At 69.5% G+C, this 13,608-nt stretch carries 9 protein-coding genes and 1 pseudogene; 9 read left to right on the top strand and 1 reads right to left on the bottom strand.

The genetic code is table 11. The features are described 5' to 3' along the window. Positions 1-72: 72 nt before the first annotated feature. The 8 genes and pseudogenes from F9C11_RS16265 to F9C11_RS16230 all read left to right on the top strand — a co-directional run bounded on the left by F9C11_RS16265 (position 73) and on the right by F9C11_RS16230 (position 8,853). Complete coding sequence (locus F9C11_RS16265; RefSeq protein ID WP_409185701.1) at positions 73-1,200, top strand: serine hydrolase domain-containing protein; 1,128 nt, start codon at positions 73-75, stop codon at positions 1,198-1,200. Between the two features lie 65 nt (positions 1,201-1,265). Further along, positions 1,266-2,447 carry an SPFH domain-containing protein gene (locus F9C11_RS16260; RefSeq protein ID WP_409185700.1) on the top strand — a complete coding sequence of 394 codons (1,182 nt, stop codon included), beginning with the start codon at positions 1,266-1,268 and terminating at the stop codon, positions 2,445-2,447. Between the two features lie 25 nt (positions 2,448-2,472). Further along, positions 2,473-3,606 (top strand): hypothetical protein, encoded by a 1,134-nt coding sequence (locus tag F9C11_RS16255; RefSeq protein ID WP_409185699.1) that lies wholly within the window; start codon positions 2,473-2,475, stop codon positions 3,604-3,606. Positions 3,607-3,781: 175 nt separating this feature from the next. Continuing rightward, positions 3,782-4,879: a methyltransferase gene (locus tag F9C11_RS16250; protein WP_409185698.1), complete on the top strand. Its 1,098-nt coding sequence runs from the start codon at positions 3,782-3,784 to the stop codon at positions 4,877-4,879. A 63-nt stretch (positions 4,880-4,942) separates the two neighbouring features. Then, a complete protein-coding gene (locus F9C11_RS16245; protein ID WP_409185697.1) occupies positions 4,943-6,211 on the top strand; it encodes a sensor histidine kinase in 1,269 nt (422 codons plus the stop codon). 215 nt (positions 6,212-6,426) lie between these two features. Next, positions 6,427-6,801: a helix-turn-helix domain-containing protein gene (locus F9C11_RS16240; RefSeq protein ID WP_409185696.1), complete on the top strand. Its 375-nt coding sequence runs from the start codon at positions 6,427-6,429 to the stop codon at positions 6,799-6,801. A gap of 86 nt (positions 6,802-6,887) precedes the next feature. After that, positions 6,888-7,517: pseudogene (locus tag F9C11_RS16235) on the top strand (NB-ARC domain-containing protein); the annotation flags it as partial. Between the two features lie 562 nt (positions 7,518-8,079). Further along, the gene (locus F9C11_RS16230; protein WP_409185695.1) at positions 8,080-8,853 is read left to right on the top strand and encodes a tetratricopeptide repeat protein; all 774 of its coding nucleotides are present in this window, start codon (positions 8,080-8,082) and stop codon (positions 8,851-8,853) included. A gap of 221 nt (positions 8,854-9,074) precedes the next feature. Here the strand turns inward: F9C11_RS16230 and F9C11_RS16225 are convergent, their stop codons facing one another. Further along, positions 9,075-10,295, bottom strand: coding sequence for a hypothetical protein (locus F9C11_RS16225; RefSeq protein WP_409185694.1), 1,221 nt, complete (start codon positions 10,293-10,295; stop codon positions 9,075-9,077). A gap of 191 nt (positions 10,296-10,486) precedes the next feature. On the opposite strand from F9C11_RS16225, the gene F9C11_RS16220 reads away from it, so the two are divergent. Next, positions 10,487-13,468, top strand: a complete 2,982-nt coding sequence (locus tag F9C11_RS16220) for an AfsR/SARP family transcriptional regulator (RefSeq protein ID WP_409185693.1) — start codon at positions 10,487-10,489, stop codon at positions 13,466-13,468. The last annotated feature ends 140 nt before the right edge of the window (positions 13,469-13,608 follow it).

Below are 13,608 nucleotides of genomic sequence, written 5' to 3'. Positions count from 1 at the left end.
CGGGCGGAGGTCCGGCGGAAAGGCCCGGCAGCGACCACCCCGCGGAACATCCGCCCGCGAAGGGAACGACCGATGATGCACGAAGTCCTGCGCCGCCACGTCGAGTCCGGGTTCATCCCCGGCGCGGTAGCCCTCGTCGCGCGCGGCGACGACGTCGAGGTGACCGCGGTCGGGCAGCTCGCCGTCGAAGACACCGCGCCGATGACCCGCGACTCCATCTTCCGCTTCGCCTCCATCACCAAGCCGATCACCGCCGCGGCCGTGCTGACGCTGGTCGAGGACGGCCGGTTCGACCTGGACGCCCCCATCGCCGAATGGCTGCCCGAGCTGGCGAACCCGCTGGTGGTGCGGACGCCGCGAAGCCCGGTCGACGACGTCGTACCCGCGCGGCGGCCGATCACCGTGCGAGACCTGCTGACCTTCCGGGCGGGTTACGGCTTCCCGTCGGACTTCTCTTTGCCGCAGGTCCAGGAGCTGCGCACGGTGCAGACCGACGGCCGCGAGGTCCGGCTGCGCCCGGAACCCGGCGAATGGCTCGCCCGGCTGGCCCGCATCCCGCTGCTGCACCAGCCGGGCGAGGCCTGGCTGTACGACACCTGCTCCGACCTGCAGGGCATCCTGATCGCGCGCGCGTCCGGCCAGTCGCTGCCGGACTTCCTCGCCGAGCGGGTGTTCAAGCCGCTCGGCATGGTCGACACCGCGTTCGAGGTCCCCGCGGCCAAACGGCACCGCTTCGCCAGCTACTACCGCGGCGGCGAAGCCGGTCTGGAACTGGCCGACGCCCCGGACGGCCAGTGGCGCGAGGTGCCGCCCTTCCCCGCGGGTTCCGGCGGACTGGCCGGCACCGCGGACGATTGGCACCGCTTTGCCCGGATGCTCCTTTCCGACGGGGAAGGACTGCTGTCGAAGGAATCCGTCCGGCAGATGACCGCCAACCACCTGACCGCTGAACAAATCGCGGCCAATCCGGTCTTCCTCGACGGACAGGGCTGGGGGTTCGGCGGGGCGGTCGACGTCGCGCCGACGCGGCCCTGGCAGGTCCCGGGCCGCTACGGCTGGGTCGGCGGCACCGGAACCAGCGCCTACCTGACGCCTTCGACCGGTTCGGTGGCGATTCTTCTCACCCAGCGCGGGGTGGACGGACCCGGCGGCATCCCGCAGATGCAGGACTTTTGGCGGGCGGCGGCCGCGCCGGAATGATCCGGCGGGGGCCGCGCACTGTACTGTGGCCCGCGGGCACGAGGCAACGCGACGAGGGGTCAGACGTGGGCATCTTCGACAAGATCCGCGGCGAGTTCATCGACATCATCGAGTGGACCGACGACAGCCGGGACACCATCGTGTGGCGCTTCCCGCGCTACGACAACGAGATCAAGATGGGCGCCAAGCTCACCGTCCGCGAATCGCAGGCCGCGGTGTTCGTCAACGAGGGCCAGGTCGCGGACGCCTACCCGCCCGGCATGTACACGCTGCAGACGCAGAACATGCCGATCATGTCCACCCTCAAGGGCTGGAAGTACGGCTTCAACTCGCCGTTCAAGGCCGAGGTGTACTTCGTCAACACGCGGCAGTTCACCGACCTCAAATGGGGCACGCAGAACCCGGTGATCCTGCGCGACGCCGAATTCGGCATGGTCCGGCTGCGCGCGTTCGGCGGCTACGCGGTCCGCGTGGTCGAACCGGTCGCGCTGCTGAAGGAACTGGCCGGCACCGACCCGCAGTTCCGCACCGAAGAGGTGTCGGACTACCTGCGCAGCATGGTCATCAGCAAGCTGGGGCCCGCGATCGCGGCCGCCCAGGTGCCGATGCTCGACCTGGTCACCCAGCAGGAGCAGATCTCCGGCAAGATCGCGAACGCGCTGAACCTCGAACTGCGCGAGGTCGGCATCGAGATCTCGAAGTTCCTGATCGAGAACATCTCGGTGCCGCCCGAGGTCGAGGCCGCGATGGACAAGCGGACCCAGATGGGCGTGGTCGGCGACCTCGACCAGTACACGAAGTTCCAGTCCGCGAACGCGATCGAGGCGGCGGCGAACAACCAGGGCGGCGCGGGCGAGGGGCTGGGCATCGGCCTCGGCATGGCGCTCGGCCAGCGCGCGGCCGGACCGCAGCAGCCCGCCCCGCAGCAGTATCAGCAGCAGGCTCCCCAGCAATACCAGCAGCCGCAATACCAGCAGCAGTCCGCGCCGCAGCAGCAATACCAGCAGCAGGGCCCGCCGCAGATGCCGCCGCCGCTGCCGCAGAGCGAGCAGTGGTTCATCGGCTCGAACGGCCAGCAGCTTGGCCCGTTCGACCGCGCCGGCCTCGGCCAGCAGATCTCCTCGGGCACGCTCGCGCGGGACACGCTGGTGTGGAAGGCGGGCATGGCGCAGTGGACGCCGGCCGCGCAGGTGCCGGAGGTGTCGGCGCTGTTCGGCGCGACCCCGCCGCCGCTGCCGCCGTCCTGAGCCGCGTCGACCTTCTGGGGGACCCATGACCGATCCACGTTCCCAGCAGAGCGGCGTGGCCAACACGACGTATCCGTGCGGCGGCTGCGGCGCGCGGCTGGAGTTCGCGCCGGGCACCACGGCGATGCAGTGCCCGTATTGCGGGTTCCGGCAGGAAATCGCCGCGGGCGACCGGCAGATCCGCGAGATCCCGTTCGCCGAGCTGGCGAACCTGGCACGCAAGCCGGTGGGGTCGATCGGCAAGTACGTCTTCGTGTGCCAGCGCTGCGCGGCGAGGACGGAGACCAACGAGACCGCCAGCATGTGCCAGTTCTGCGGCGCGCCGCTGGTGATCGACCCGGGCGCGTCCGGGCAGCTGGTGCCGGAGGGCGTGCTGCCGTTCGCGTTCGACCGTTCCGCGGTGAGCACGCATCTGAAGAAGTGGACGTCTTCGCGCTGGTTCGCGCCGACCGCGCTGAAGAAGGTCACCACCGCGGAGTCCACGAAGAGCACGTACATCCCGCACTGGACGTATGACTCGCAGACCGTCTCGGTGTACACCGGCGCGCGCGGCGAGTACTACTACGTCACCGAGACCTACTACGACAACGGCGAGCGCAAGACGCGTCAGGTGCGGCATACCCGCTGGTACCCGGCGCGCGGGCAGGTCGCGCGGAACTTCGACGACGTCCTGGTTCCGGCGAGCACCCAGCTGCCGCTGCCGGAGCTGGACAAACTCGCGCCGTGGCCGCTGCTCGACTCCGCGCCGTACCAGCCGGAGTTCCTCTCCGGGCATTTCGCGCTGCGGTACGACATCGAGCCGGAAAACGGCTTCGAAGAGGCGAAGAACCGGATGGCCCCGGTCATCGCCGACGACTGCAAGAACGACATCGGCGGCGACACGCAACGGCTGAATTCGGTCGATACGCAGCACAACAACGTGACCTTCAAATTGATGTTGCTTCCGGTGTGGGTCGCGACTTATGTGTATGCCGGGAAGAACTGGCAGATCCTGGTCAACGGCCGCACCGGCGAAATCCACGGCCAGCGCCCGTGGAGCAAGGTCAAGATCGCCATCGCGGTGGTGCTCGCGCTGATCGTGGTCGCGGTGATCGTCTATCTCGTCGCGACGAAGGGGCACAGCACCGGCACTACACACCATTCCGTTACGCACCACTGAGTTTCCCCGAAGGAGGTGAAGTGCCGTGCTGATGGGCATGGTTCTCGGCGACCGCCGCTCCCGCGTTTCGCGGGAGCACGCGGGTTCGCCGCTGTCTTGACCGGCGGGAATCCCTGCCTGCTCTTCGCGAAGCGTCGACGGCTGACTGGCCCTTCGACCCTTCCCGGGAGCATTCATGTCCACCGTTCAGTGGACCGAAAACGGAATCACCCGCACCGCCCGCTGGCATTCCGAGAACGGAACTCCGCCGCCGGGCCGCATCGTCGTCGTCGATGACCGGCTGGCCGCTGCCGCCGCTTTGCGGTTCGCACGCGCTGGCACCGGAATGCTGTGGCGCGGCGATTTTCCCAACGCCCGGCAGCTCGTACGCGCCATGGACCGCCGGATTCCGCGACCGCCGAGCTCCTTTCCCGAGATGCGCGCGGCTCGGGCTCGACGCGCGATTCTGCTGGGAAAAGTCCTGGTCTTCGTGGAGCACGACCATTCGCTGCACCTCCGGAGAGCCCCCGACATCCGAGCCGCCTGTGAGCACGCGTTCGGCGGTATACCCGGCACGCTGCTCTCGTTGCGTGAGCTGCTCGGCGCCCTGAGCGCTTATCAATGGCATCAGAAAGGCATCTATCTCAAGGCTTTGGACGCGCGGATCTTTCCGTCGTACAGCGTGTTCGCGCCGACCCGAAGCGAGTACCTCGATCTCGTCGCGCGGGAACCGTTGCCCGGCAAAGGGTCTCCGGTCGCCTTCGATCTCGGCACCGGTACCGGCGTGCTCGCCGCGCTCCTCGCCCGGCGCGGTGCCGCCGAGGTGGTGGCGACCGACCTCAACCCGCGTGCGGTGCGCTGTGCCCAGGACAACCTGCGCCGGCTCGGCCTATCCGGTCGGGTCCAGGTCCTCGAAGCCGACCTGTGGCCTTCCGGCCGGGCTGACCTGGTCGTCTGCAATCCGCCGTGGCTGCCCGGAAACCCGGTGTCGGCGCTGGAACTCGGGATCTACGACGCCTCGTCCGCCATGCTGAACCGGTTCCTCGCTGGTCTGCGCGACCATCTGACACCGCACGGCGAAGGCTGGCTGATCCTGTCGGACCTGGCCGAACATCTCGGCCTCCGGACCCGCGCCGAACTGCTCGCGCGGATCTCCGCCGCCGGGCTCGAGGTCGCCGGACGTCGCGAAACCACGCCAAGGCACCGGCGCGCCACGGACAGTGCCGATCCGCTGCACGCCCAGCGCTCCCGCGAACGGACGACGCTGTGGCGGCTGACCATGTCCAGAGCGTGACCCGGCGTTTCCACACTGGACTACACCAATCGAATATCCTCGCCGAAGACACGGGGAGGGACGATGCCCGGACCGGGTTTTGCCGTACCACGCGGGGAATTCGTGCGGACGCTGCTGCATCGCGGCAGCCCGCCGGAGCGGCCGGACACCGGCGGGGACCTCGCCGCGGTCGGCGACGCGACGCTGGCGCGGGCCGCGCGGTACTGGGTCGTCGTGCCGGTCGCCTACCGGATCGCCGCGTTCGTGAAGGTGTTCATCGGGTTCGCCGCGGCCAACGGCAGCGTCGGGTTGTTCCCGGTGCTGCCCGCGGCCGCGCTGGGCGTCGCCGCGAACGCCGGGTTCCTGTGGTGGCTGCTGCGCTCCGGCGGCCTGCCCGCGCGGCGCACGCGGCGGGTGCTCACCGCGGACCTCGGCGCGGGGCTCGTGCTGAACCTGCTGACCGCGGTGCTCGCGCCGGACGCGGTGCAGCCGTTCGCGATCGACGTCACCTGGACGTGGCTGGTCGGCTCGGTGGCGATGTGGGCCGGGACGTCCGGACTGCCCGCGGCGCTGCTGCTGCTCGTCGCGGCCGTCCCGGTGCGCGTGCTGCTGACCGTGGCCGGCGGGCTGCGGCCGGACGACCCGCTCGCGCTCAGCCGGTCGATCGGCTGCCTGGTCGCGCTGGCCGTGGCGATCGTGGTCGCGTGCGGGATCCTGGTGCTGCTGGGCGTCGGCACCCGGTTCGCGCTCGACATCGGCCTGCGCCGCGGGCAGGAAGCCGAACGCAAGCGCACCCAGCGGCTGCTGCACGACAGCGTGCTGCAAACCCTGGAAGCACTCGCCATCGCCCCGGCCGACGACGCCGACCACGCCGCCGAACGGCTGGCCCAGCTGCGCTCGGTCGCCCACGCCGAGGCGGCCGAACTCCGCCGGAGCATCACCGAGCCGGTCGAACCGCGCAAGGGCCGCGGTTTCGTGGTCGAACTGGCCGACGTCGCCGCCGAAATGGCCCGCGAAGGCCTGCGCACCCAGCTCGTGGCCGCCGACTTCGCCGACGACGACCGCCTTTCCGCCGACCGGCGCACGGCACTGTGCGAAGCGGTGCGGGAGGCATTGCGCAACACGGTGAAACATGCCGGGACGAGCCGCGTCGTGCTCCGGGTGGAGGAACGCGACGGCGGAACGGCGGTAGTCGCCCGAGACCAGGGCCGCGGCTTCGACGTGCGCGAACGGGGCCCGGGATTCGGCATCCGGCAGTCGATCGAAGCCCGGTTGGCGGAGGTCGGAGGCACCGGACAGGTGGAATCGACGCCCGGGCACGGCACCCGGGTGACCCTGTGGGTGCCGCACTGAGCGGGCCGCGGATTTTCCCCGGATCGAGGGGAATCGATGCGCTTTCCGAAGCCGCCTGCCCGAGTTGGCTGAATATTCAATTCGGCCGGCCCGCTTGGTGTCGCCATTTGCGGACAAAGAACCTCGCGCGCATGCACCCCGTTCGTAGGTTCACACTCCGGCTCCGCGACGCCGATAATGGAGGGTCTCGCACGCCCAGTGGTGGGAGCGCTTGCATGGACACGCCGGACGACGCGCGCACGAATCGGATCGAGCGGAATCGCCGCATGCTCGAATCCTGGCGGGCGGGCGCGTCGATCACCGAGATAGCCAGGGAACACGGCCTGTCCCTGAGCTGGACCGGACGGCTGCTGCGCCAGGAAGGCGCGGTGCTGCCGGAAATCCGCCAAGGCGTGCGCCGCGAACTCGACGTGCCGAGGATAGTCCGCGAGTACGAGTCGGGGTCCACTATTCAGAGCATCGCGGACGCGCATCAGGCGTCCTATGGCACTATCCGTCGTTTGCTGCTGCGGGAAAAGGTGACGATCCGCCCGCATGGCGGCCAGAACGCTCTCGATCGGCGCAAGCCCGGTGACGCACCGCGGCATTGATCATCACATCGGGAGGGTGATTCCCGACTCGTTCAGGTTTCTTTTACCGCCCGCAGCAGGTAGGGAGGAATAATCGGGGGTGCGGAATGAGTGAAGCGCGGCCAGGGTCAGCGACGTCAGACAGACCGGTGCGCGCACCGGTCCAGCTGCCGCCCGCACCGACCGTGCTGCTCGGCCGCGGCCCGGAACTGGCCCAGCTGGACGAAATCCGGCTCCGCCGCGACCCCGCCCCGTCCGTCGTCGTGCTCACCGGCGTCGGCGGGATCGGCAAAACGGCGCTCGCCCTGCACTGGCTGCACACCCACCGCGACCGGTTCCCCGACGGCATCCTCTGCGCGAGATTTTCCGCCGAGGGCACCGAAACCACGGAGCCCGCGAGCGCGGTACTGCACGGTTTCCTTGCCGCACTGGGCATTCCCGCCGACGACATCCCGGCCTCGCTCGCCCAGCGAGCCGCCGAATTCCGTGCGGTGACGGCCGATCGCCGGTTCGCCCTGCTGCTCGACGACGTCGTGCACAGCGCCGACGCCCGTGCCGTGCTGCCGTCCAGCGCGCACGCGTTCGTGCTCGTCACGAGCCGGTCCCAGCTGACCAGCCTCGCGCTGGACGGCGCGGAAATCCTTCCGCTCAGCCCGCTTCCGGACCGGCCTGCCCGCGAAGTGCTCGCCCGCCGCTCCGGGCAGCGGCAGTTCAGCCCGGAGGACGCGGAAAACCTGCTGACCGCGTGCGCCGGTCTCCCGCTGGCGCTCACCATCACCGGAGCGAGGCTGCGCGTCCGGCCGAGACGGAACCCGGACCAGGAGGCCCGGCGCGGCCGGCGCTTCGGCGGTTTCACTGGTTTGGCAACGGTTTTCGACGCCGCCTACGCCACGCTCGACGATTCGGCGGCCCGGCTCTACCGGACGTGCGGCATCCTGCCCGGCCCGCACCACGCGGTCGACGCGCTCGCCGAAACCCTGCAGAGTTCGCCCGCCCACCTGGACGACGCCGTCGACGAACTGATCGAAGCCAACCTCCTGCACGAACTGGAGGACGAAACCGTGGCACAGCACGACGTCGTCCGCCACGACGCACGCGTGCGCGCGGAACGCCAGGACGCCGAGGCCGACCGGCGTTATCTCGTTCACCGGTACACCCCGCTGGTATCGCGACCAGACCGTCACCGCGAGCGCCCTCATCCACCCGTTCCGGCCGAGCTTCGCGTCCGAAACCGTTGCGGCGACGGAATCTTTCGCCGACCGCGACCACGCGGTGAACTGGTGGCGCCGGGACCGATCGGTGATCAACGCGGTCGCGAAAGCCGCCGAGGCACACGGCTGGGACGAGGAACTGTGGCAGCTCGCCGAAGCGTCGTGGGGATTCTTCCTGCACCACCGGGATTACGAATCGTTCCTCGAACTGTGCACGGCGGGGATCGCGGCCGCGCGGCGGTGCCAGCTGCCGCTGGTGGAGGCCCGGATGCACAGCCAGGCCGGGTACGTGCACGAGCGGCTGCGGCGCTTCGAGCAGGCCGCCGCCCATCACGCCGCCGCACTCGAGATCGGCGAACGGGAACAGCACGGACCGACCCAGGCCACCGCGCTTTCCCGGATGGCCAGGGACGCACGCGCCCGAGGCCACGTTGAAGCCGCGCTGGAGTTGTACGAGCGCAGCGCCGAGAAACACGCCGAAATCGGCAGACCGCGCGGAGTCGCCATGGCCCGGCGCCGGCGCGGTGACCTGCTGGCCGCCTTGGGCCGAGAGGACGACGCGGTGCGCGAGCTGACCGAAGCGGCCGCCATCATGGAGGAAGCGGGCGACGCGAGCCAGCTCGCGCGCACTGTCATCTCGCTCGCCGCGATCCACGCCCGGCGCGGCGACTACCACCGCGCGCACGCCGAACTGGTGAGTGCACTCGAGGGGGTGGAACGGCTTCAGTCACCGCATTTCCAGGCCGAAGTCCTCACAGCACTCGCCGGGCTCGAACGCGGCCACGGCGACGAGGCAAGCGCTGAGCGCCGTCTCGAGGAAGCACGCCTCCTCAGCCGCGACGCCGCCGAGCCGCCGCACTGACCACACCGTCCCGCCGGACCAGCGCACTGCCGCGGCGATCGCACCGGGCCACGCCGAGATCAGGTCGTCGGCATCGCCAGCGGTCGCGGCCCTGGCGCGGGACCGGACCACGACATCCGCGCTGGCCGCCCAGCGGGGAGCGGCCAGCCCGACATCCGCGACCAGCACCGGCACCGCGCGGCGGCCGGGCAACGCGAGCCGGACGCGCGCGACCCCGGTGCTCACGCCTTCCGCCCAGGCAGCGACTGGGGCAGGGCAGGCGACGGCGGATACGCCGGCGCGCTCGGTTCGGACAACTGCAGCAGCCGGTACATCGCCGACCGCAAGATCCCGGCCGAGCAGTCGATCCTCCCGCTGACGACCGGCAACACCGCCGCGGCGAGCCTCGGCGCCGCGGCGATCGCGGCTTTCTCCTGGGGTTCGAACGGCTGGTCCAGAATCAGCGGTTTCGCGTGCGCCCGCACCGCCTCCGCGACACTGCCGGCCTGCGGTTGCCCGTCCGGCATCGACGCGAGCGTCACCGGCCGCCCCATGGCCGCCGCGTAGCCCGTGGTCGAGCCGTGGTCGCCGATCACCCAGTCAGCCGCGATCATCGTCGCCTGCCACCCCTGTTCGGGCGGGATCACCCGCAGACCCGCTTCCTGGCACCGGCCGAGCCACGCCACGACCTGACGCCGCCCGTGGACCGCCCAGATATTCGGATGCAACACCGCCGCCACCGCGTAGCGGTCTCGCGGAAGCCCGGCCACGATCGCCTCGTACATCGCCGGCATCCGACCGAACACCGAATCAGTGAACCAGGTCGAACTCACTACCACCAGCCGCCGCGAGCCGACGCCCAGCGCTCGCCGGTACTGGTCGCGCCGCCCGCTCGCCGCCCGCATCCCGTCCAGGCAGAGGTCTCCGGCCACGACCGCGACGGGCAGCGCCTCCGGACACCGCTCGCGCAGCACCTCGACCTCGGCATCAGTACCGAGACCCAGCACCGAGGGGAGCACGCGCCCGCGAAACGTGAGCGACTGCCGCTCGATCGCGGTCGTCGCGACGGTCGCCCCGCCCGCCTGCCTGCTGAACCGGCGCCCCGGCACCCGCCCGACCCCGTGCCCGATCAAAAGCAGCGGCCCCCGCACTTGGTCGATCTGCTGATCGGACGCGGCCAGCACCAGATCGAACCGGTGCGCCACCGCCTGCTCCCAGGGCAGCACCAGGCCGTGCTGCGCCCGCACGTACTCCTCGGCCCCGGCCCACCGGTCGACGCTGTGCGGCACGGTGAACATCACCTGCACCCGCAGATCCCGTTCGAGCAGCGAGATCAGCTCGACCAGCCGCGTCCCCGCCGTCACGGTCGGGACGACCGCCAGCACGGTGCGGCACCCCGGCCGCGTCACCCGTGTCGCGGCGTCGAGACCGATCGGACCGCGTACCCACACCTCGTGCGCCATCTTCATCCCCTCCGTCCGGAAACCGACGAACCGAGGCTGCGGCGCGGTCCTGACCGAGGACTTCCCGTCGCTGGACACAAAGCGGACCGAAACCGGACAAGACAATTCCCTCCGATGATCGTTGCCCCGCAACGGTCGCCGATTCGCCGGATCAATGCGAAACTGGGCAATCGACGAGGGAGGGGCGTCGAATGGACTTCGCCTACGGAATTCTCGGGCAGACTGCGGTGCGGATGCACGGGAAGATGAATGAGCAATGGGGGCGGCGGCAAAGCCGGAATATTCTCGGAATCCTGCTCACTCGGCCGGGCCAGCGCTTTTCCGACGACACCCTGATCTCCTGGCTCTGGGACGACGACCTGCCCGGAAACCCCCAAGACGCCCTGTACAAGGCAGTCCACCGGCTGCGGCCCGCACTGGACGAGGCGGACGTGCCCGTCTCGGTCATCCGGTCCGGCGACGGCTATCTGGCCGATCTCGACGAGGGTCTCGTGGATGTCGCCGTGTTCCGGGAAATAATGCGAAATGCGCACTTGGCGGAGCGTTCCGACGATCATGAAACGGCGTATGAATCAGCTGCGGCCGCACTTTCCTTATGGCGCGACGAACCGCTGGCGGGTCTCCGCACCGAACGCGCGGACAATTGGCGCGAGGACAGAATAAAGTCCATGTTGCTTCCCGCGCGAGAATTCCTGACGAGCCAATTGCTGGCGCTCGGCCGTCCCGACGAGGCCGCGGGATGGATGCAGGAGCTGACCCCCGACCACGCCGGCCGCCTGGCCTTCGTCAAGCTCCAGATCCAGATCTACTACGCGCTCGGGCAGTCCGAGCAGGCCCTGACCCACTACCTCGACGCGCACCGGCGCTTCCACGAGGCCGCGGACGACACCGCCGCGGCCTTGCTGCGCACCTTCCACGACAAGGTCCGGGACAGCTACGAAAACCCGGTTTCCCCGTCCGCCGCCGCCCCGGCCCGCCGGGCCGTGCCGCCGTCTCATCCGCTCCCCCGCGACCTCCGCGGGTTCATCAGCCGCACCCGCGCACTGGACACACTGGACCAGTGGCTCCGGCCGGACTCGCCGACCCGCTCGCCCGCCGTCGTGCTCAGCGGCCCGCCCGGCATCGGGAAGACGAGCCTCGCGGTCCACTGGGCGCACCGGGCCGCGAACTGGTTCCCGGACGGGACGATCTACCTCGACCTGCACGGCTTCGGCCCGGCCCCGCGGCTCGAACCGTCCGACATAGTCGACCGCCTGCTCCCCGAGTTCGGCTACCCGGTAGACCACGTGGTGGACCCGGCGGCCAGGGCCGCGGTGCTGCACCAGCAGCTGACCGACCGCTCCGTGCTGGTGATCCTCGACGACGCGGAGAACTCCGAGCACGTCGACCAGTTGCTGAACGTGCTGTCCGCCTGTTCGGTGATCGTCACGTCGCGCCGCCGCCTCAGCGCGCTGGTCCGCAGGCACGAACTCGCCGAACTCAGCCTCGACCGGCTCGACGACCACGATTCGCTGGAACTGTTCGTCCGGCGCTTGCGCGGCCGCGGAGAACGGGAACCCGACGCGGCGCGCCGGATCGCCCATCTCTGCGACGGCTTGCCGCTCGCGCTCACCCTCGTCGCCGAGAGCGCCGCGCGCCGGCCGGGACTGAGCCTCGGCACGATGCTCGACCAGCTGCGAGACCCGGAGATGCTCCTGAGCATTGGCGACGACGGCGACGACCAAAGCCTGCGCGCGGTGTTCTCTTCGTCGTATCGCATGCTCGAACCTCCGAGCCAGGCCATTTTCCGGCTCTTCGGCCACCATCCCGGCGCGGAGATCCACGTCGACACCCTGCTGTCCGCGGCCGGGCGTCCCGCCGCGGAAACCCGGCGGGCACTGGAAACCCTGGTCGCCTTGCACTTGATCGACCAGCCCGGCGACACCGACCGCTACCGGATCGTCTCCATTTTCCACCGGTACGCCCGGACGCTGAGCGACCAGGACCACGACTCGCGGCCGTTGCGGCGCTTGCTGTCGCATTACTACTGCACCGCGCACCACGCGCACCGGATGGCACACCCGCACCGCGACCGCCCGCCGCGACCGGATCCGGAACCCGGCATCCGCCCGACCGAGTTCAGGACGCCGGACGCCGCGACGCGATGGTTCTTGCTTGAGCGTACAAATATCGTCGCACTAACCGCTCTGGCCCTGAAGCATCGTCATTTCGAAATAGCCTGCATGCTGCCCCACCTGATTGCCGATACCCTTGATAAATTCGGTTTTTACGACGAAATGAGCACCGGTTTCGCCATTGCGGCACGGGCCGCACGGGCGAACCACGATCCGCACGCGGAAGCCTCCACCTTGAACGACCTCGGCGAACTCAATCTCACGCTCAGCAATCACAAAACGGCCGAACAAGCTCTGACGCGAGCACGGGAGCTCGCCACGGCCGACGGATCGCCCATCGGGGTGTTGACAATCAACATCAACTTCGCACAGTTGTACCGGCACACCGGATGCCCCGCCGAAGCGATCGCGCTGTTCCGCCGCTGCATCACGCACGCGCAGCGCAACCGCGACCTGGTCCGCGAGGCGAAGGCGGAGCAGTATCTCGGCGAGACCCTCGCCGAACTCGACCAGTACGAAAAGGCGCTGCCGCACTACCATCGCGCACTCCACCTGCGTGCGCTCACCGGCGACCCCGCCGGTCAAGCCACGACCTACACGACGCTGGCGGAACTCCATCTCCGCGAGGAACAATTCGCCGTCGCACACCGGCATTGCCAGCTGGCACAAGCGCAGATCGCCGGCGACCTCACCGCCACGATGCGGCTGCGCACCGTACAAGCCCGACTGGCGGCGGCCGAACGGGACGACCGGGCTGCTCTGCGGTTGTCACAGGAAGCGGTCGAACTGGCCGAGCGGGCGCACAACGCGACTGGCCAGGCTCGGGCGCTGGAGGCATTCGCCGAAATCCTCTACGCACGCGGGAATCATGAAGACGCTGTCGACGCGTGGGGACGCGCCGCGGCCTTTTACCGGGGTCGAGGCAAAGACGCCAAGGCCGACCGCGTCGAAGAACGGCTGGCGGCGGCTCAGGATCCGCATGCGATTCCGCAAGCCAGGGGCGGCGAAAGCACTGTCGCCATGCCCGCGCCGCAGAGGTCCTCCATCACGAATGGGTGAATCACTTCCAGCTACTGGATGAATCCCCCGTCCTGCGAGAGGATTCGCTCCGCTGGGTTGTCATCAAGTGCAGACAACGACTCTCAGTAGAGTCCCTGACTCCGAGTTTCGTTCCGCACGATAGCTTGGCGTTGCAACAT

The sequence above is a fragment of the Amycolatopsis sp. VS8301801F10 genome (assembly GCF_046195355.1).
In the GTDB taxonomy this organism is placed as follows: domain Bacteria; phylum Actinomycetota; class Actinomycetes; order Mycobacteriales; family Pseudonocardiaceae; genus Amycolatopsis.
Note: the sequence above shows the minus strand (reverse complement) of the source record. Positions and strands in the feature narration are given on the sequence as shown.

Coding starts and splice junctions, on each gene's coding strand:
- F9C11_RS16265 (WP_409185701.1), top strand. CDS start 73: ATGATGCACGAAGTCCTGCGCCGCCACGTCGAGTCCGGGTTCATCCCC.
- F9C11_RS16255 (WP_409185699.1), top strand. CDS start 2,473: ATGACCGATCCACGTTCCCAGCAGAGCGGCGTGGCCAACACGACGTAT.
- F9C11_RS16250 (WP_409185698.1), top strand. CDS start 3,782: ATGTCCACCGTTCAGTGGACCGAAAACGGAATCACCCGCACCGCCCGC.
- F9C11_RS16245 (WP_409185697.1), top strand. CDS start 4,943: ATGCCCGGACCGGGTTTTGCCGTACCACGCGGGGAATTCGTGCGGACG.
- F9C11_RS16240 (WP_409185696.1), top strand. CDS start 6,427: ATGGACACGCCGGACGACGCGCGCACGAATCGGATCGAGCGGAATCGC.
- F9C11_RS16225 (WP_409185694.1), bottom strand. CDS start 10,295: ATGGCGCACGAGGTGTGGGTACGCGGTCCGATCGGTCTCGACGCCGCG.
- F9C11_RS16220 (WP_409185693.1), top strand. CDS start 10,487: ATGGACTTCGCCTACGGAATTCTCGGGCAGACTGCGGTGCGGATGCAC.